Origin of the sequence: Methylobacterium thuringiense (genome assembly GCF_022179645.1) — a bacterium.
In the GTDB taxonomy this organism is placed as follows: domain Bacteria; phylum Pseudomonadota; class Alphaproteobacteria; order Rhizobiales; family Beijerinckiaceae; genus Methylobacterium; species Methylobacterium thuringiense.
Map to the genome: position 1 here is coordinate 31,340 of NZ_BPRA01000016.1, position 19,232 is coordinate 50,571.

At 68.8% G+C, this 19,232-nt stretch carries 16 protein-coding genes and 1 pseudogene; 9 read left to right on the forward strand and 8 right to left on the reverse strand.

Going from position 1 to position 19,232, the window contains the following annotated elements; all coding sequences use genetic code 11:
• The first annotated feature begins 194 nt into the window (after positions 1 to 194).
• Together MFF07_RS17645 and MFF07_RS17650 are read left to right on the forward strand one after the other, a co-directional pair.
• On the forward strand, positions 195 to 3,146 hold the full coding sequence (locus tag MFF07_RS17645; protein ID WP_238232505.1) for a ribonuclease E/G: 2,952 nt from the start codon (positions 195 to 197) through the stop codon (positions 3,144 to 3,146).
• Positions 3,147 to 3,520: 374 nt separating this feature from the next.
• Entirely contained in the window at positions 3,521 to 4,723 is a 1,203-nt protein-coding gene (locus MFF07_RS17650) for a methyl-accepting chemotaxis protein (RefSeq protein WP_238232506.1), read from the forward strand.
• 70 nt (positions 4,724 to 4,793) lie between these two features.
• Here MFF07_RS17650 and MFF07_RS17655 read toward each other — a convergent pair whose 3' ends face one another.
• Positions 4,794 to 5,948 (reverse strand): pyridoxal phosphate-dependent aminotransferase, encoded by a 1,155-nt coding sequence (locus tag MFF07_RS17655; RefSeq protein WP_238232527.1) that lies wholly within the window; start codon positions 5,946 to 5,948, stop codon positions 4,794 to 4,796.
• A 102-nt stretch (positions 5,949 to 6,050) separates the two neighbouring features.
• Positions 6,051 to 6,350: pseudogene (locus MFF07_RS17660) on the reverse strand (MmcQ/YjbR family DNA-binding protein); the annotation flags it as partial.
• A gap of 164 nt (positions 6,351 to 6,514) precedes the next feature.
• Here MFF07_RS17660 and MFF07_RS17665 point away from each other — a divergent pair.
• The 6 genes from MFF07_RS17665 to MFF07_RS17690 all read left to right on the forward strand — a co-directional run bounded on the left by MFF07_RS17665 (position 6,515) and on the right by MFF07_RS17690 (position 11,058).
• Positions 6,515 to 7,294: a DsbA family protein gene (locus tag MFF07_RS17665; protein WP_147816898.1), complete on the forward strand. Its 780-nt coding sequence runs from the start codon at positions 6,515 to 6,517 to the stop codon at positions 7,292 to 7,294.
• 126 nt (positions 7,295 to 7,420) lie between these two features.
• Positions 7,421 to 7,882: a type II 3-dehydroquinate dehydratase gene (gene aroQ, locus MFF07_RS17670; protein ID WP_147816899.1), complete on the forward strand. Its 462-nt coding sequence runs from the start codon at positions 7,421 to 7,423 to the stop codon at positions 7,880 to 7,882.
• A gap of 11 nt (positions 7,883 to 7,893) precedes the next feature.
• A complete protein-coding gene (gene accB, locus MFF07_RS17675; RefSeq protein WP_147816900.1) occupies positions 7,894 to 8,370 on the forward strand; it encodes an acetyl-CoA carboxylase biotin carboxyl carrier protein in 477 nt (158 codons plus the stop codon).
• Positions 8,371 to 8,380: 10 nt separating this feature from the next.
• A complete protein-coding gene (gene accC, locus MFF07_RS17680) occupies positions 8,381 to 9,736 on the forward strand; it encodes an acetyl-CoA carboxylase biotin carboxylase subunit (protein ID WP_147816901.1) in 1,356 nt (451 codons plus the stop codon).
• Between the two features lie 40 nt (positions 9,737 to 9,776).
• On the forward strand, positions 9,777 to 10,451 hold the full coding sequence (aat, locus tag MFF07_RS17685) for a leucyl/phenylalanyl-tRNA--protein transferase (protein ID WP_147816902.1): 675 nt from the start codon (positions 9,777 to 9,779) through the stop codon (positions 10,449 to 10,451).
• 127 nt (positions 10,452 to 10,578) lie between these two features.
• Positions 10,579 to 11,058, forward strand: coding sequence for a DUF4188 domain-containing protein (locus tag MFF07_RS17690; RefSeq protein ID WP_147816903.1), 480 nt, complete (start codon positions 10,579 to 10,581; stop codon positions 11,056 to 11,058).
• A gap of 105 nt (positions 11,059 to 11,163) precedes the next feature.
• Here the strand turns inward: MFF07_RS17690 and MFF07_RS17695 are convergent, their stop codons facing one another.
• Complete coding sequence (locus MFF07_RS17695) at positions 11,164 to 11,823, reverse strand: DUF2155 domain-containing protein (protein ID WP_147816904.1); 660 nt, start codon at positions 11,821 to 11,823, stop codon at positions 11,164 to 11,166.
• A 168-nt stretch (positions 11,824 to 11,991) separates the two neighbouring features.
• Positions 11,992 to 12,408, reverse strand: a complete 417-nt coding sequence (locus tag MFF07_RS17700) for an NADH:ubiquinone oxidoreductase subunit NDUFA12 (protein WP_147816905.1) — start codon at positions 12,406 to 12,408, stop codon at positions 11,992 to 11,994.
• Between the two features lie 550 nt (positions 12,409 to 12,958).
• Between MFF07_RS17700 and MFF07_RS17705 the strand changes: the two genes are divergently transcribed.
• Positions 12,959 to 16,684, forward strand: coding sequence for a vitamin B12-dependent ribonucleotide reductase (locus tag MFF07_RS17705; RefSeq protein WP_147816906.1), 3,726 nt, complete (start codon positions 12,959 to 12,961; stop codon positions 16,682 to 16,684).
• Positions 16,685 to 16,811: 127 nt separating this feature from the next.
• Here MFF07_RS17705 and MFF07_RS17710 read toward each other — a convergent pair whose 3' ends face one another.
• The 4 genes from MFF07_RS17710 to MFF07_RS17725 form a co-directional block, all read right to left on the reverse strand.
• Positions 16,812 to 17,051, reverse strand: a complete 240-nt coding sequence (locus MFF07_RS17710) for a hypothetical protein (protein ID WP_147816907.1) — start codon at positions 17,049 to 17,051, stop codon at positions 16,812 to 16,814.
• Between the two features lie 166 nt (positions 17,052 to 17,217).
• Entirely contained in the window at positions 17,218 to 17,598 is a 381-nt protein-coding gene (gene hpxZ / locus MFF07_RS17715; RefSeq protein ID WP_147816935.1) for an oxalurate catabolism protein HpxZ, read from the reverse strand.
• A gap of 5 nt (positions 17,599 to 17,603) precedes the next feature.
• Positions 17,604 to 19,007 carry an AtzE family amidohydrolase gene (locus tag MFF07_RS17720; RefSeq protein WP_238232507.1) on the reverse strand — a complete coding sequence of 468 codons (1,404 nt, stop codon included), beginning with the start codon at positions 19,005 to 19,007 and terminating at the stop codon, positions 17,604 to 17,606.
• 11 nt (positions 19,008 to 19,018) lie between these two features.
• The gene (locus MFF07_RS17725) at positions 19,019 to 19,219 is read right to left on the reverse strand and encodes a DUF4089 domain-containing protein (protein ID WP_147816909.1); all 201 of its coding nucleotides are present in this window, start codon (positions 19,217 to 19,219) and stop codon (positions 19,019 to 19,021) included.
• Between the last annotated feature and the right edge of the window lie 13 nt (positions 19,220 to 19,232).

Sequence of the window (19,232 nt, forward strand, 5' to 3'; positions counted from 1 at the left end):
GCGCGCCGATCACCGGCGCCGAGCGGCGGTTGACGGCAAACCCTTTTCCCGAAGCCTCTCGCCCCTGAGCCTCCAGGCCACGGCGACGAGCCCGACACGCGCCCTCCCCGTTCCGGCCTCACGGCCGCGGAAGGCGCCGCCGGGACGGCAAGGTCCAAGGTGTGCCCCGTCCGCCGCCATGTCGAAAGTTCGTCATGGCCAACACCAACAAGATGCTCATCGACGCGATGCACCCGGAGGAGACCCGGGTCGTCACGGTCCACGGATCTAAAGTCGAGGAATTCGACTTCGAGTCGGCCAGCCGCAGGCCCCTGCGCGGCAACATCTACCTCGCCAAGGTGACGCGGGTGGAGCCCTCGCTCCAGGCCGCCTTCGTCGAATACGGCGGCAACCGCCACGGCTTCCTCGCCTTCAGCGAGATCCATCCCGACTACTACCAGATCCCGATGGCCGACCGCCTCGCCCTGATCGAGGCGGAGCGGCGGGAGGAGGAAGAGCACCACGAGCGCGAGGAACGCCGTTCGCGGGGCCGCCGCCCGCGCGGGCGCCGCGCCGAGGCCGCCACCGCCAAGACCGACGAATCGGTCAGCGCCGAGGACGAGCACGCGCCGGCCTCCGGGGAGCATGACGCGAATCACGCCGACGAGGCGCGGTCCGACGCGACGGCGCACGAGCCGGGCGTCAGCGGCGACGCTTCGGAACTGCCGCCTGGCGTCCTCGACGCCGCCGACCGTACGGACGACGCGCCCGCAGAGACGTCTGCCGACGAGCCATCGCCGGAGCCCGCCGACGTTGCCGCCATCTCCGAGGCGCCGCATCCGGCCGAAGCCGATGCCGAGCCAGCCATCGCGGCGGCGCCGACCGAGGCCGAGTCCGATGCGCACGTCTCCGAGGAAGAGGACGAGCACGACGCCGACGCGGATGAAGACGAGGACGACGATTCCGACGAGGATTCGGAGGACGACGAAGACGAGGACGATTCCGACGAGGATGACGATTCCGTCGACGAGGACGGCGAGCCCCGCGTCGCGCAGACCGGCGGCGCCGGCGATGCGATGGCCGAAATCCCCGAGCGTCCCCGCGCCTATCGTCGTCACTACAAGATCCAAGAGGTGATCAAGCGCCGCCAGATCATCCTGGTCCAGGTCGTCAAGGAAGAGCGCGGCACCAAGGGCGCGGCGCTCACCACCTACCTGTCGCTCGCCGGCCGCTACTCCGTGCTGATGCCGAATACGGGTCGTGGCGGCGGCATCTCCCGCAAGATCACCTCGGCGGCCGACCGCAAGCGCCTGAAGGAGGTCGTGGCCGATCTCGACGTGCCGGAGGGCATGGGGATCATCCTGCGCACGGCCGGCGCCTCGCGCACCAAGCCCGAGATCAAGCGCGACTTCGAGTACCTGATGCGGCTCTGGGAGAGCGTGCGGGAGCTGACGCTGTCCTCGACCGCGCCGGCGCTGGTCTACGAGGAGGGGTCGCTGATCAAGCGGGCGATCCGCGATCTCTACAATAAGGAACTCGAGGAGGTCCTGGTCGCGGGCGCCGACGCCTACCGCGAGGCCAAGGACTTCATGCGGATGCTGATGCCCACCTCCTCCAAGGTAGTGAAGCCCTATACCGACGCGACGCCGATGTTCACGCGCTACGGCATCGAGCAGCAGCTCGACGCGATGTTCTCGACCCACGTCACCCTGCGCTCTGGTGGCTACCTCGTCATCAACCCGACCGAGGCGCTGGTCTCGGTCGACGTGAATTCCGGGCGCGCCACCCGCGAGCACGACATCGAGGATACCGCACTCAAGACGAACCTCGAGGCGGCCGACGAGGTCGCCCGCCAGGTGCGCCTGCGCGACCTCGCCGGCCTCGTCGTGATCGACTTCATCGACATGGAGGAAAAGCGCAACAACCGCGCCGTCGAGAAGCGCCTCAACGAGGCCCTCAAGAACGACCGCGCCCGCATCCAGGTCGGCCGGATCTCGCCCTTCGGCCTCCTGGAGATGAGCCGTCAGCGCATCCGTGCCGGCGTGCTCGAATCCTCGTCGATCCAGTGCCCGCATTGCGGCGGCTCGGGCTACGTGCGGGCCACCTCGTCGGTGGCGCTCCACACCCTGCGCTCGATCGAGGAGGCGCTGGTCAAGAGCGCGACCCACAACCTTGTGCTCCGCACCCGCACGGAAGCCTGCCTCTACATCCTCAACCAGAAGCGCGCGCATCTGCACGAGCTTGAGATGCGCTTCGGCGTCACCGTCACCATCGCCGCCGACGACAGTCTCGTGGCGAGCTCGCCTTACCTGCTGGAGCGCGGCGAACTCGCCGTGAAGGCGGCAGGGCCGGTCACGGGCGTGCGCGCCCTCGCCATCTCTCCGGTCTACGAAGCCGAGGACGACGAGATCGAGGACGAGGTCGCGGAGGAGACAGAGGTCGAGACCGAGATTGAGGCGAAGGACGGCGCGGAGACCCGCGAGGCCGGCGACGAATCGAGCGACGAGAACGGCCGTCGCCGTCGTCGCCGTCGTCGCCGTCGCGGCGGCCGCACCGGGTCCGACGAGGAGAACGGCCGCGAGGGCGACGAGTCGGACGAGTCCGGCGAAGCGTCCGACGAGATCGAAGCCGGCTCCGACGAGGGGAGCGACGCCGAGATCGGTGAGACCGGAGTCGCGGCGAATGCCGACCGCGACGAGACCGCGACCGACGCTGACGGCGACGGCGCAGGACGCCGCCGCCGCCGTGGCCGCCGCGGTGGCCGTGGGCGCGAGCGCGAGCGTGGCGGACGTGGCCGCGCCGACCGGGGTGACGACAACGGATCGGAGGAGTCAGAGTCCGGCGATGTCGCCGCCGCCGAGGAGCCGGTCAGTGCCGAGACGGTCATGGCCGTCTCCGCCGAGGCTGCCCAGGAGCCGGTGCATCAAGAGCCCGTGGCCAATGGCGCCGACGCGGAACCGGCCGCGCAGGCCGACGCTCCGATCCAGGATGCCGTCGATCTGCCGGTCGAGCCTGCCCTGGCCTCTCCGGAGGCCGAGCCGCAGCCGGTCCCCGTGTATCAGCCCGCGCCGGAGCCGGTCGCCGTGGTCCTGACTCCGATCGATCCGGACCGTCCGAAGCGTGCCGGCTGGTGGTCGCGCACGAAGGCCGCCCTGACCGGCGAGTAAGCCCTTCCCGGCGAACCGGATCCCGGTTCGCCGTCGGGACCTGAGAGATTCCAAGGCCGTCGCACCGAAACATTCGGTTCGGCGGCTTCGTTCTGTCGCGACCGCCCCATCACCCAAGTATCGGATCTTCCTCCGAACCGGGATCGCGGGCATGCGCATGTATTTCGCAACCTAAGTTGTTTCTGCGGTGCAGCATCCGTTGGCTATTGCCGAAGGCGTCCCGACAAGTTGCGTTAACCAGCGCTTTGCATCTGTGGTTTAATGGTGGGCGCTGTCGAGCCGGTTTCTGCGGCTTGCGGGGGGACTCCACCACAATGCTCGGACGATTCCGCAAGTCTCGCGTCAGTGTGGACGCCGTAACCGCCTCTACGCTCGTGTCTCTCGTTGCGCCGGCCGTGATCGTCGAGCCGGCGCCCGTCGCCATCGACATGGATCTCCTGCGCCGTCAGGCGGGGATTGCCGCCGACGCTTCCGAGGCCGGTACCGCGATCGGCTGGCTCACCCACGACGCTGCGCAGATCGCCGACCAAGCTCGTACCATCGCCGCCGCGAGCGAGGAGGTTGCGGTCTCGACCGCCGAGATCGCCGCGCGCTCGCAGAAGGCCGCCGCCACCGCCGAGCGCGCCCGCGCCGGCATCTCCGATTGTGCCGGCGACATCGCGCAGGCCGGTGCCCGCATGGGCGCCATCGAGACCCATTCGGCCAAGATCGCCGGCTGCCTCACCGCCTTCGAGCGGGCGGCCGCGCAGATCGAGGAGATGGCCACCGCCATCGCCAGCATCTCGGCCCAGACCAATCTGCTGGCGCTCAACGCCACCATCGAAGCGGCCCGCGCCGGCGAGGCCGGTCGCGGCTTCGCGGTCGTCGCCGGCGAGGTGAAGGCATTGTCGGGTCAGACCGCCAAGGCGACCGAGGAGATCCGCACCCGTCTCGACGGCCTGCGCGGCGAGCTCACGACCATGCGCGATACCGTGGCCCATACCCGCGAAGCCGTCGCCGCCGGTGCCGGCGCCGTGCAGCGCGCCAATCTCCGGGTCGAATCCGAGAGCGGTGCCGTCGCCGAGGCGGCCGCCGAGATGCGCGCCCTCGCCGACGTCATGGACCAGCAGCAGCAGGCCACCGGCGAGATTTCGTCCAGCGTCGAGCGCATCGCCGCCGGCACCGACAAGGCCCGTACGGAAATCTCCGCCGCGATCACCCGCCTCGTCGGCCTGGAGACGGCGAGCCGCGCCATGTTGATCGGCGACGAGGCCGACAAGGCCGGCACGCTCGTCGCGCGGCTGCCCTCCGATCTCGCCACCTGGAAACGCGGCCTCGCCGGACTCCTCGTCGGTCTCGCGCCGGCCGACGCCGCCGCGGCCCAGCGCCCCGGTGCGGACGCGGCAGTGGAATCCGGACTCGACATGGCTCTTCGCAACATGCTCGCCGAAGCCGGCCGTCAGGCCCGTCTCATGGTCGACAGCGTGCGCGCTTCGGACTGGGACAAGGCCTCGACCGCCTTCACCGCGTTCGACGCCACCTGCACCGAGGCCGTCCGTGTCAGCGGCAACGGTGTGACGGGCCGGATGGCCGCCTGAGCGGACGCGATCGAGGGGGCTGTGACGCCGGAGCCGACGGCTTCGTCGTCTTCACTGTTTCCCGTCGCGTCTAGCACAACCACGCCCGCAATCGCCGCACGGCCTCGGTGCACTCGCCCTGGGAGCCGGCGAACGAGAATCGGACGTGATGGTGGCCTTGCGCCGGGTCGAAATCGAGACCCGGCGTCGCCGCCACCCCCGCCTCGTCGAGCATCCGGCGGCAGAATGCGGTGGCGTCGTCCGTGAGCCGCCCGACATCGGCGTAGAGGTAGAAGGCCCCGTCGACGGGATGCGCCTCGCCGAGGCCGAGGCCCGGCAGCGCGTCGAGCAGGATTTTCCGGTTTTCGGCGTAGCCGTCGCGGATCGCGCCGATCGCGTCGAGGGTATCGAAGGCCGTCAGCGCCGCCACCTGCGAGAGATACGGTGCCGAGATGTAGAGGTTCTGGGCCAGCCGCTCGATCGGGCGGACCAGGGTCTCGGGCACCACCATCCAGCCGACGCGCCAGCCGGTCATGCAGTAGAATTTCGAAAACGAGTTGATGACGACCGCGTCCGGGTCGAACTGCAGCGCGGTGGCGGTGGGCACGCCGTAGCTCAGCCCGTGATAGATCTCGTCCGAGATGAAGGGCAGGCCGAGCGCCTTCGTGGTGGCGCAGAGTTCCGCGAGGCGGGCAGGCGCGATCACCGTGCCGGATGGGTTGGCCGGGCTCATCACCAGCACCCCGTCGAGGTTTTCCGCCTCCCGGATCAGCGCGCTCGTCGGCGCGAAGCGGTCGGCCCGGCGCAGAACCAGCGGTACCGGCACGAGGTCGAGGGCATGCAGGATGCTGCGATAGGCCGGATAGCCCGGCTGCGGCACCGCCACCCGCGCCCCGGCATCGAACAGCGCCAGGAAGGCGAGCACGAACCCCGCCGACGAGCCCGTGGTGACGACGACCCGCTCCGGCGCCACCGCGACGCCGTAAGTCTCGGCATAGTGCCGGGCGATGCGCTCGCGCAAAGCCGGCATGCCGAGCGCCTCCGTGTACGGCACCCGGCCGTCGGCGAGGGCGGACTGCGCCGCCGCGATCACCGCCCGCGGGGCAGGGGCCGAGGGCTGGCCGACCTCCATGCGGATCACGCTGTCGCCGGCCCGCACTTTCGCGGCAGCGGCGGCCATCACGTCCATCGCCAGGAACGGCGCCACGGCCTGGACGCGCCGCGAGATTTTTTGGGAGTTGGTCATCGCGTCTCGATCGATCGGGATTCCATTGCTGGCAAGCTCAATCCGCATTGCCGACTTTGCCACCCGCGCCGCCAACCGCTTCGGCGCGATCAGCCGGTAGCTGCGGGTGACGAGTGCCCTCACCTCCTCCCAGTCCGGCGCAGCGTCGAGCCGCATGCCGACCCAGCCCTTGGGGCCGACATAGGGCGGCGCGAAGAAGCGCGCCGGGTCGGCGCCGATCAGGATCTCCTGGGCGTGCGGCGGCGCCTTCATCCAGACCGAGAGGCGGCCGTCACCGGATTTCGGCATCGCGAAGATCCGGTCGCGCACCCGGAAGGTCGGGTCGCCCCAGGCGCGTTTTTCGCTTGCCTCCGGCAGGGCGAGGCAGATCCGGCGCAGGCGCTCGATCGGATCGTCGGACATCGCGACGGACCTTCGCTGCCGGGGCCGGCGGCGAATCCGCCGACGCGCCCGTGATTTGACCACGCGCCGCGAAAACGCCTAACCCCGCCGCTAACGCAAGACCCGAAGCGCACCGCCTCCCAGCGCCCGTTGCGAGGCCCGCCCCGATCTCGTCGAGGACATCGATGCCCCTGCTCCGCTCCGTCTCCGCGCTTGCCCTCGTCCTGGCCGTCGCCTTCGGTGCCGTCTCCTCCGTGTCGGCCGAGGATGCGGCTGCGTTCACCGACTCGCAGCGCAAGGGGATCGAGGCGATCGTCAAGGACTACCTCGTGAAGAATCCCGAGGTGCTCCAGGAGGCCGTCGCCGAGGGCGAGCGCCGCCAGCAGGAGACCCAGAAGCTCGCGCAGGCCGCCGCCCTCAAGGAGGCGAGCGCCACCCTCGTCGATTCCCCCCACAGCGTCACGGCGGGCAACCCGGCAGGCGACGTCACCGTGGTCGAGTTCTTCGACTACAATTGCGGCTATTGCCGCAAGGCGCTCACCGACGTGCAGACGCTGATGAAGGGCGACCCGAAGCTGAAGGTCGTGCTCAAGGACTTTCCCGTGCTCGGCAACGAGTCGGTGGAGGCCAGCAAGATCGCGCTCGCCGCCAAGCAGCAGCTCAAGGGCGACAAGATGTTCGACTTCCACGTCAAGCTTCTGGAGAGCAAGGGACGCATCAACGCGGAGCGCGCGCTCGCCGTCGCCAAGGAGTTCGGCCTCGATCTGGAGAAGCTGAAGAAGGACGCCGCCGGCCCCGAGGTGAAGGCCGCGCTCGCCGAGAACATGGGTCTCGGCGACAAGCTCAGCCTGTCGGGTACCCCGGCTTTCATCATCGGCGACGAGATCCTTCCGGGCGCCGTCGGCGTCGAGCCGATGAAGAAGACGATCGCCGACATCCGCCAGTGCGGCCACGCCAGCTGCTGAGCGCGACCGATCGCGCGACGGGGACATGATCGCGTGTCCCCTTGTCGCAGCCTTCGCCGGTCGTTTAAGACCGGCTCCGCCCCGGCCGGACGCTTTTTCGCCCGGCCGCCGCAACCTTAAGGGTCCATGCGCGCCATCCACGTCCTCAACGGGCCGAACCTCAACCTGCTCGGCCGCCGCGAGCCGGGCATCTACGGCTCGACCACCCTCGCGGAGATCGAGCGGGACTGCGTCGCGCGCGCCGGCGAGCTTGGGCTTGCGCTGACCTTCCGCCAGACCAACCACGAGGGCGAGCTCGTGACGTTCGTCCAGGACGCGGGCGAGGCGGGGGCCGGCGTGCTGATCAACGCCGCCGCCTACACCCACACCTCGATCGCGCTGCGCGATGCGATCACCGGCTCCAGGGTCACCGCGGTCGAGATCCACCTCTCGAACGTCCATGCCCGTGAGGATTTCCGCCATGTCTCGCTGATCGCGCCGGTCTGTGCCGGGGTGATCAGCGGATTCGGCGCCTACAGCTACCGCGCGGGGCTCGACGCGCTCGCGCATCTCCTTCAGGGGCGTCAGCCCCCTTCACCCGACGCATAAGACGGCAGGCGATGGCCAAGAACGAACCCTTCGATCCCGAACTCGTGCGCGAACTCGCCAAGATGGTCGCCGAGACGGATCTCACCGAGATCGAGGTCGAGAAGGGCGACCTGCGCATCCGCGTCGCCCGCAAGATCGAGCAGATCGCGGTGCAGGTGGCGCCCGCCCCCCTCGCCGCGGCCGCTCCGTCGCCCGTGGCGGTCGCCGCCTCCGCTCCCGGCACGCCCGCGGTGCCCGCCAAGGGCGCGGCCCATCCCGGTGCGGTGCCCTCGCCGATGGTCGGCACCGCCTATCTGCGCCCCTCGCCCGAGGCGAAGCCCTTCATCGATGTCGGCTCCAAGGTCGCGGCCGGCGACAGGGTGCTGCTCATCGAGGCGATGAAGACCTTCAACGACATCGTGGCGCCCCGCGCCGGCACCGTCACGGCGATCTTCGTGGAAGACGGCACGCCGGTAGAATTCGGCGAAGCCCTTCTTGTGATTGAGTAAGTCCGAAAAGATGTTCGACAAGATCCTGATCGCCAACCGCGGCGAGATCGCACTGCGCATCCTGCGGGCGGCCAAGGAGCTCGGGATCGCGACCGTCGCCGTCCACTCCACGGCGGATGCCGACGCGATGCATGTGCGGCTCGCCGACGAGAGCGTCTGCATCGGCCCGCCGGCCGCCCGCGACAGCTACCTCAACATCCCCTCGATCATCGCCGCCTGCGAGATCACCGGGGCCGACGCCGTGCATCCCGGCTACGGCTTCCTTTCGGAGAACGCCCGCTTCGCCGAGGTGCTCGGGCACCACAATATCGGCTTCATCGGCCCCAAGGCCGAGCATATCCGCACGATGGGCGACAAGATCGAGGCGAAGCGCACGGCCAAGCGCCTCGGCATTCCCTGCGTGCCCGGCTCCGAGGGCGGCGTCACCGACACCGACGAGGCGAAGAAGGTCGCAGCCGAGATCGGCTATCCGGTGCTGGTCAAGGCGGCGTCGGGCGGCGGCGGGCGCGGCATGAAGGTCGCGCGCACCGAGGCCGACCTCGAAGAGGCGCTGAACATGGCCCGTACCGAGGCCAAGGCCGCCTTCGGCGACGACGCGGTCTATCTCGAAAAGTACCTGGAGAAGCCGCGCCACATCGAGGTTCAGATCCTCGGCGACGGCCGGGGCAATGCCATCCATCTGGCCGAGCGCGACTGCTCGCTGCAGCGCCGCCACCAGAAGGTTTGGGAAGAGGGCGGCTCGCCCGCGCTCAACGCCGAGATGCGCGCCGAAATCGGCGGCATCTGCGCCAAGGCCATGCAGGAGCTGAGCTATCTCGGCGCCGGCACCATCGAGTTCCTCTACGAGGACGGGCGCTTCTACTTCATCGAGATGAATACCCGGATCCAGGTCGAGCATCCGGTCACGGAGATGATCACCGGCATCGACCTCGTCAACGAGCAGATCCGGGTCGCGGCCGGCAATCCGCTCTCGGTCGGCCAGTCGGACATCCACGTCACCGGCCACGCCATCGAGTGCCGGATCAATGCCGAGCACCCCTCGACCTTCCGGCCCTCTCCCGGCCTGATCACCTATTTCCACCCGCCGGGCGGCCTCGGCGTGCGCGTCGATTCCGCGGTGTTCCAGGGCTACCGCATCCCGCCGCACTACGATTCGCTGATCGGCAAGCTCATCGTGCACGGCCGCACCCGCAACGAGTGCCTGATGCGTCTGCGCCGGGCGCTCGATGAGTTCGTCGTCGACGGCGTCGACACCACGCTGCCGCTGTTCCGCACGCTGGTGCGCAACGCCGATGTCCAGAACGGCCTCTACGACATCCACTGGCTCGAAGGGTTTCTGGAGACCGTCGGCCTGGACGGCGTCTGAGGCGGCTGGCGTTCGCAGGCTCGGCGCGCGAGAACGGGGGATGCACGATCGCACTCCCGTGGACATCACGCCGGACATCCTGCTGAAGGCCTATGCCGCCGGCATCTTTCCGATGGCCGAGGACGCGGACGATCCGACGATCTACTGGGTCGAGCCCCGCGCCCGCGGAGTCCTACCGCTCGACCGCTTCCACGTACCCCGGCGTCTTGCCCGCACCGTGCGCTCGGACGTGTTCGAGGTGGTCTCGGACCGCGATTTCGAGGCGGTGATCTCGGGTTGCGCCGCACCCAGGCGCGACACCGCCCGGACCTGGATCAACGCTCGGATCCGCGATCTCTACGGCGCGCTGTTCGATGCCGGCCGCTGCCACACGGTCGAGGTCTACAGCGAGGGCCGGCTGGTCGGCGGCCTCTATGGCGTCTCGCTGGGTGCGGCCTTCTTCGGCGAGAGCATGTTCCACGAGGTCAGCGACGCCTCGAAGGTGGCCCTCGTCCACCTCGTCGCGCGGCTGCGCGCCGGCGGCTATCAGCTGGCCGACACCCAGTTCCTCACCGACCATCTCGGCCAGTTCGGCGTCGAGGAAGTGCCGCGCCACATCTACAAGCGCCGCCTGAACGAGGCGGTGGCGCAGGAGGCGGACTGGGCGATCTGGCCCTGCGACCGGGGTGTCGGTGGGGCCCAGGCCCTTGCGGCACTCGCCTCCGAGCGGCCGTGATTGGGCCGTTCCGCCTTTGAAGGACGGCCAGTGCGGTGGAGCGCTCCACTGGCCGGCTGCCGGCGAGGAACTTGCCCACACGATCGGCATTGCGCCTATGCTGACCGCCTCGGCAGGAGACGCGGCCATGACGGACCAGACGGACCCAAAAGCCCCGCCTATCGGCCCCGGACGAATCTCCGTCGATCTCGGCGGCTATCCCGATCTCGTGGTGGTCTATCTCGGCTTCCGGGTGACCACCTGGCGCGGCCTGAAAGCACTCCTCGGCATCGGCCGCCGGCTCGGAGATCTGAACCGCGAAAAGCCCGACGGGCTGCTGGCGCACGAGAGCGTGCTCTATGCCCTCAACCACGTCGGCATGCGGCAGTACTGGCGGGATTTCGAGAGCCTCGAGGCCTTCACCCGCTCGGAGCCGCACAAGGGCTGGTGGAGTCGATTCGCGAAGGATCCCGCCGGCTCCGGCTTCTGGCACGAGACCTATCGGCGGTCCGGCGGGATGGAGGCGATCTATCTCGGCATGCCGAAGCCGATCGGGCTCGGCTCGTTCGCAGCCGCCCGCGCGCCGGTCGGCCCGTTCATGAGCGCGCGCGGCAGGATCGCGGCTTGAAGCATGATGCGGAAAAGTGGAATCCGGTTTTCCGAAACCATCATGCGATCGCGATAACGCAAAGCGTGCTGCCGTTTCTGTGAAACGGCAGCACGCTTTGATGCCTCAGCGAAAGATCCGGTCGAAGATCGTCTCTTCGCGCTGCGGCGGGGGGGCCGGACCCGGGCCTTCGTTCGTCGGGAAGAATTTTCGGGACGGCTTCTGCTTGGGCTGCACCGGCACGCCGCGCGGACCTTCGACGTCGACCTGGCCCTGCTGGTTGACTTGGGCCGTCGCCTTCGTCGGGTCGCCCGCCTTGTCGCGTTTCTTCTTGTCGGTGCGGGAGGCGAGCGCCGGCGTGTCCTCCTGCTCCTTGAGCTCGGCGATCACGTCGGTGCCGCCCTTACAATCGACGAGCCAGACGTCGTAGATCGGGTGCTCGATGGCGTGGAGGCCGGGGCTCGAGGCGAACATCCAGCCCGTGAAGATGCGGCGATACTTGTTGTCGAGGGTGACCTCGTCGACCTCGAGGAAGGCCGTGGTCTTCGGCGTCTCGGTGGGCGGGCGCGAATAGCAGACCCGCGGCGTCAGCTGCAGCGCACCGAACTGCACGGTCTCGTCGACGGCGACCTCGAACGACACGATCCGGCCGGTGATCTTGTCGAGGCCGGAGAAGACGGCGGTCGGATTCTTGATCTTGTCGGCTTGCGCGGGACCCACGGCGAGGCCGAGGGCCGCCAGCACCAGGGCGGCGGGACGAAGAAAGCGTGCGGATCTGCGGCTCAAGGCGCGCCCCTCTCGAAACTGTGCTGGGCGTGAGGCCGGAGCTGCGCCGGCATGGGGCGCTATGGACACGGGAAGCTTGGTGGAAAAAGGGCGGCTTGAGCAGCGCTCCGCGACGCTTGCAACGGTTCGCGGACAGGAACGATGCGGAGCGGGATCAGGCCGGGGCGTCTATTCCCCCGGCGACCACGGCACGTAATCGCCGGTCGCGGCGGGACGCGCTCCCCGCGAGAGCTGCGACCCCCTCGGCCGATAGGCCTCGGAGGTGCCTGTCGTATTCGCGACGTGGGCCTTCTGCCATTCGCGGGGTTGATAGTCTTCCTCGCTCGGGGGGATGTCGCCGTTGTGGCAGAGCCAGCCGCGCCAGCCGGGCGGCACCTTCGAGGCGTCGGCATAGCCGTTGTAGATCACCCAGCGCCGCTCCGGGCCGACCGATCGGTCGATCAGGGGACCGAGCGCCTTGTAGTACTTGTTGCCGAACTCGTCCGCGCCGACGAACTGACCGCTGCGCGCGGTCATGATGGCCAGCGAAACGGTCTGACCGTTCCACCAGGTGAAGATGCGAAGCAGCGTGTCCTTGAGGGCCATGGTTCCTCGTCGCGGCGCGCGGGCCTGCCGTCGGCGCCGCTCTTATGAGCGGGGCCCCTGCTCAAGTCCAGCGTGGCGGACGGCCCGGGCAGGCGGCGACAGCCCCCGGTCCTGGCCCCGCCAACTGCTGCATGTGCGACACGTCCGCCACATTCCGACGGTTCGAGCGAGGTCTCCGACGCGGCACTTGCCAGGGAGGCTGTGGAGCAAAAATTTTATGCCGGGCAATCGGCGAGGCCGGATCGGCACTTAGCGCGACGCCGGGGTTTTCCACAGATTTTGGTGCGCAAAACACTACATCTTGGGGCAACCAGCCGGCAAAGCACCAGTTGTTGACGAGCCGCGTGCCCCAGCGTTAGGGTCCGGTCAACGCTTCGGACGGCGCGGAGCGGGGTACGCACCCCCCGCACGCATGTCGCGGCGAGGTTCGGCAAATCTCTGCATTTGCTGCCGAATCCGTTGTCCGGCCGGGCGATTGTCTCATGTGTTCAAGCCATGCCGACGGGGTCGTCGGCGGGGCGCGCCCTGCGCGTCCAGGGAGAAGCGATTCATGCGGTTCGAGCGGCGCTACACCACGGCAGGCCAGTCCCCCTACGCGACGATTCCGTTCCGCGAGGCGGTGAGCGAGATCCGCAACCCCGACGGTTCGGTCGTGTTCCGGCTCGACGGCATCTCGGTTCCCGAGAGCTGGAGCCAGGTCGCCGCCGACGTGCTGGCGCAGAAGTATTTTCGCAAGGCCGGCGTGCCCGCGCGGCTGAAGAAGGTCGAGGAGAATTCCGTCCCCTCCTTCCTCTGGCGCTCCGTCGCCGACGAGGCGGCGCTGGCCGAGCTGCCCGAGGCCGAGCGTGTCGGCTCCGAGATCACCTCCACGCAGGTGTTCGATCGGCTGGCCGGCTGCTGGACCTACTGGGGCTGGAAGGGCGGCTACTTCACCTCGGAAGAGGACGCCGCCGCGTTCATGGACGAGCTGCGCTTCATGCTCGCCCGCCAGATGGTCGCGCCGAATTCGCCGCAATGGTTCAACACCGGCCTGCATTGGGCCTACGGCATCGATGGCCCGAGCCAGGGCCACTATTACTGCGACTACCGCACCGGCGAGCTGACGAAGTCGGCATCGAGCTACGAGCACCCGCAGCCGCATGCCTGCTTCATCCAGGGCGTCCAGGACGACCTCGTGAACGAGGGCGGCATCATGGACCTGTGGGTGCGTGAGGCGCGCCTGTTCAAGTACGGCTCCGGCACCGGCTCGAACTTCTCCATGCTGCGGGGCGAGAACGAAAAACTCGGCGGCGGCGGCAAGTCGTCGGGCCTGATGAGCTTCCTCAAGATCGGCGACCGGGCGGCCGGCGCGATCAAGTCCGGCGGCACCACACGCCGCGCGGCCAAGATGGTCATCGTCGACATCGACCACCCGGACATCGAGGCCTTCATCGACTGGAAGGTGAAGGAGGAGCAGAAGGTCGCCGCCCTCGTCACCGGTTCGAAGGTCGTCTCGAAGCACCTTACCGCGGTGATGAAGGCCTGCACCCAGTGCGAGGCCGAGGGCGACGCCTGCTTCGACCCCGAGCGCAACCCGGCCCTCAAGCGCGAGATCAAGGCTGCCCGCAAGGCGATGGTGCCCGATGGCTACACCAAGCGCGTCGTGCAGTTCGCGCGTCAGGGCTTCACCAAGATCGACTTCCCCGTCTACGACACCGACTGGGACTCGGAAGCCTACCTCACGGTGGCCGGCCAGAATTCCAACAACTCCGTCTCGCTGACGGACGACTTCTTGCGCGCGGTGGATGCCGGCGGAAAGTGGCAGCTCAAGGAGCGCAACTCGTCGAAGACGCGTGAAGTCGACGCCCGCCACCTTTGGGAGAAGATCGGCGAGGCGGCCTGGCAGTCGGCCGATCCGGGCCTGCACTTCAACACCACGATGAACGACTGGCACACCTGCCCGTCGGGCGGCAGGATCCGGGCGTCGAACCCGTGCTCCGAGTACATGTTCCTCGACGACACCGCCTGCAACCTGGCCTCGGCCAACCTGCTGACGATGTACGACCGCGCCTCGAAGCGCTTCGACGTCGAGGCCTTCGAGCATCTCAACCGCCTCTGGACGGTGGTGCTCGAGATCTCGGTGATGATGGCGCAGTTTCCGTCGAAGGAGATCGCGGAGCTGTCCTACAAGTACCGGACGCTGGGCCTCGGCTACGCCAATATCGGCGGCCTGCTGATGACCATGGGCCTCGGCTACGATTCCGATAAGGGCCGGGCGCTCGCTGGCGCGCTCACCGCGATCATGACGGGCGTCAGCTACGCCACCTCCGCCGAGATCGCGGCCGAGCTCGGGCCGTTCGCGGCCTACGAGGACAATGCCGACGCGATGCTCAAGGTCATCCGCAACCATCGCCGCGCGGCGCATGGCGAGGCGGAGGGCTACGAGTTTCTCTCGATCGCGCCCGTCCCGCTCGACCACGCCAACATCCCGCAGGGCGACCTCGGCGACCATGCCCGTGCGGCTTGGGATCGTGCGTTGTCCCTCGGCGAAGCCCACGGCTACCGCAACGCCCAGGCCACCGTCATCGCGCCCACCGGCACGATCGGCCTCGTGATGGATTGCGACACCACCGGCATCGAGCCCGACTTCGCCCTGGTGAAGTTCAAGAAGCTGGCCGGCGGCGGCTACTTCAAGATCATCAACCGGGCCGCCCCCGATGCGCTCCGCTCGCTCGGCTATCGCGAGAGCGATATTGCCGAGATCGAAGCCTACGCCGTCGGCCACGGCTCCATGGGCCAGGCTCCGGCGATCAACCCCGGTTCGCTGCGCGCCAAGGGATTCACGGACGACAAGATCAAGGCGATCGAGGGCGGCCTGAAATCGGCCTTCGACATCAAGTTCGTCTTCAACCGCTGGAACCTCGGCGACGACTTTTTGCGGGACACGCTGAAGGTGCCCGAGGAGAAGCTCACGGATCCGACCTTCGAGCTGCTGCCGTTCCTCGGCTACTCGAAGAAGGACATCGAGGCGGCCAACATCCACATCTGCGGGGCGATGACGCTGGAGGGCGCACCCTTCCTCAAGCTCGAACACTACTCCGTGTTCGACTGCGCCAATCCCTGCGGCCGTACCGGCAAGCGCTACCTCTCGGTCGATAGCCACATCCGCATGATGGCGGCGGCGCAGCCCTTCATCTCGGGGGCTATCTCCAAGACCATCAACATGCCGAACGACGCCACGGTCGAGGATTGCAAGGCGGCCTACCGCCTGTCCTGGACCCTGGCGCTCAAGGCCAACGCCCTCTACCGCGACGGCTCCAAGCTGTCGCAGCCGCTGAACTCAGCGCTGATCGCCGACGAGGACGACGAGGAGGATGCGGTCGAGGCCCTGATCCAGGCGCCCGCCGCCGCGAAGGCGACGATCGCCGCCGAGCGCATCGTTGAGCGTGTCATCGAGCGCATCGAGCACATCCGCTCCCGCGAAAAGATGCCCGACCGGCGGAAAGGCTACACCCAGAAGGCCGTGGTCGGCGGCCATAAGGTCTACCTGCGTACCGGCGAGTACGACGACGGGCGCCTCGGCGAGATCTTCATCGACATGCACAAGGAGGGCGCCGCCTTCCGCTCGCTGATGAACAACTTCGCCATCGCGATCTCCCTCGGCCTCCAGTACGGCGTGCCGCTCGAGGAATACGTCGAGGCCTTCACCTTCACCCGGTTCGACCCCTCGGGCTTCGTGCAGGGCAACGACGCGATCAAGAACGCCACCTCGCTCCTCGACTACGTGTTTCGCGAACTGGCGATCTCGTATCTCGGTCGTTCGGACCTCGCCCACGTCAATCCGTCCGAGATCGGCTCGACCGTCCTCGGCGGTGGCGAGAGCGACACCACCCGCGAGGCGGGCAAGCCCGGCCCCGCCGCCTCCAGCGTGGTCTCCCGCGGCCTGCTGCGCGGCTCGGCCGACCGGCTCACGCTGATCCACGGCGGCCCGGCCGGCGCCGTCACCGGAGTCGCAGCCGCCTCCACCGGCCTGAGCGCCCCAGCCGGCGGCACGGTCCACGCCATGCGGGGTTCGACCGCGCTGAAGCTCGACCCGGTTCTCGCCGGCAAGGCCGAGGCCCTCGTCGACGCACTTCCCTTCGCCAAGCCCGAGCGTACGGCTGCCGACCGCCGGGCCGAGGCGAAGATGAAGGGCTATGTCGGCGAATCCTGCCCCGAATGCGCGAACTTCACCCTCGTGCGCAACGGGACCTGCCTGAAGTGCGACACCTGCGGCTCGACGACGGGCTGCAGCTGAAGCCGAGAGCCGTTGGCATCGGAGCAACGAAACTCTCCGCAATTCGGCTGAGGGAATCCTGACGTAAGCGAGCCGGCCCCGCAGCTGCGGGGCCGGCTTCGTCGGTCCTGTCGCGACATCCCGCGGGTTAGCGGCGGGCCGTCCCGTTCTGATGCGACCGCTGCGTGACCGATCCGGTGGTCAGGCTGTCGTAGGTGCCCGGCGTGGCGGCGGTCCAGCCGTGGCCTGCGCCCTGCTCGACGGAGGTGCCCGGTGCTGCTTGAGCCGGGATGCCGGCCGGTGCGTTGTAGCTTTGGGCGAGGGCGGCGGCGGGCACGGCGCCGACGAGCGCGAGGGCCAGGGCGGATGCGGTGAGAAGGCGGGTCATCGTGGTCTCCATCAAGTCCGGGCGGTGGCGGGGCGCTGCCCGCCATCTGATGGAGTGAAGATGACCTTCGCTGGTCTCCCGGAAAACCTGAAAAGCTTAGAAGGAGACGTTTGAGAAAATCGAAAAGCCGTGAGCCGGAAGGATCGCGCCTGCGGATGATGCCGGGTTAGGTTTCGATCTCGCTGACATGGGCCGCGACGACCTTCCAGCCATCGGGAAACCGTATCCAGGTCTGGCTCTGCCGCCCGACGCGATCCGAGGCGCCCTCGCGCGTGAACAACGTCATCGCGACGGCGAGATCGCGTCCGTAGGTGGTGATGACCGTGCCCGAGAGGTTGCGGGCGAGACCTTGCGGCGAGCGGGACCGGCGGAAGGCGCGGATCGCGTCCATGCCGTAGAGGTTTTCTGCCCCGCCGTAGCGGATCGTACGCGGATCGTCGTGGAACAGCGCCTCCAGCGTCTCGACGTCGTTGCCGACGAGCGCCGCCTCGTAGCGGGCGAACGCCGCTTCGACCTCGGCCTTCGCCACGGGATCGTCGATGCGCATCGGTGTCACGCGAGGTTCGCGACGGGCGCGCGGATAATGCCCGCGCATTCGAGGTGGTGGGCCACCCGAAGCGCGAGGTCTTCGCGCCAGGGGGCGGCGATGATCTGCACGCCGAGCGGCAGACCCGCGTCGAGCCGGACCGGCACGGCGACGACCGGCAGGCCGATGAAGGAGATCGGCTGCGTGAACAGGCCGATATTGGGGCGCACCGGTAATTCGACACCGTCGAGCACGAAGGTCGCCTGGCCCGAACGCGGCGCCCGGTAGGGCGTGCTGGGCGCCAGGATGACGTCGACCTCGCGAAACAGATCGAGCACGGCTGCGCGGTACCAGCGGCGGAAGCGCTGGGCCCGTTCGACGAAGGGCGCCGGCAGCATCGCTCCGGCGATCAGCCGGTCCCTGACGGCCGGGTCGAACTCTCCTGCCCGCTCGCGCAGGCGGTCGAGATGCAAGCTTGCGCCCTCGGCGGCCGTGATCACGTAGGCCGATGCCCGGGCACGGGCGGCTTCGGGGATCTCGACAGAGCGCGTGCAGGACAAGGCGTCGGCCACCCGCGCGACGGCCGCGAAGACGTCCACGTCACCGCTGCGGGCGAAATAGCCGCCCGCGACGGCGATTCGCAGATCCGCCATATCCTCGTCGAGGCCGGGAGAGGCGGGCTCCGTGGCTCGGCCGGCGATGGCGGGATCCGCCGGATCAGGCCCCTGCATGGCGTCGTAGGCGAGGGCGAGGTCTCGGGTCGAGCGCGCCATCGGCCCGAGATGGTCGAGGCTGCCGACGAAGGGAAAGCTCCCGGCCCGGCTGAGCCGCCCGTAGGTCGGCTTGAGGCCGAAGCAGCCGCAGAAGGCGGAGGGCACCCGGATCGAGCCGTTGGTGTCGGAAGCGAGCGCCAGCGGCACGAGACCCGCCGCTACCGCTCCGCCGGACCCGCCCGAGGAGCCGCCGGACATGTGCCGGAGATCGTGCGGGTTCCGGGTGTCGCCGTCGTGGATGTTCTCTCCGGTGAAGTCGTAGGCGTACTCGCCCATGTTGAGCGCGCCGACGAGGATCGCGCCCGCGGCCTCCATGCGGGCGATCAGCGTCGCATCCCGTTCGGCCGGCGCCCGCTCCCGGTTGATCAGCGACCCGGCCCGCGTCGGCAGGCCGGCGATGTCGAACAGATTCTTCACCGCGAAGGGGACGCCCGCGAGCGCTCCGGGCGCCTCGCCTCGTCCGCGCGCCGTGTCGAGACGATCCGCACGGGCCAGAGCGCGATCCGCCAGGACGTCGGTGAAGGCGTTCACGGCGGGGTCGATCCGGCCGATCCGATCGAGCGCGGCGGAGACGATCGTCCGGGCGCTCACCGATCCGGCCGAGACGGAAGTCGCGATCGTCGCCGCCGAGGCGGTGGCCCAATCCTGTTCGCTCACGTGTCTCTGCCTCACGCCGTGAAGATCGAAGCGGCTTCGGCCTCGTCCGGCAGAGGGAAGGTGCCGACGTGATCGGCCGCGGCGTGGAGCACGCGCAGGTTCGCCACGATCGTCGGCATCCAGGCGGGGTCGATCGGCAGCGCGAGCATGGCGGCGGCGGCCGAGGCGTAAGCCGCGTGATCGAAGGCCGGGTTCTTCGGTGTATCCGTCATGCATCCCTCCAGA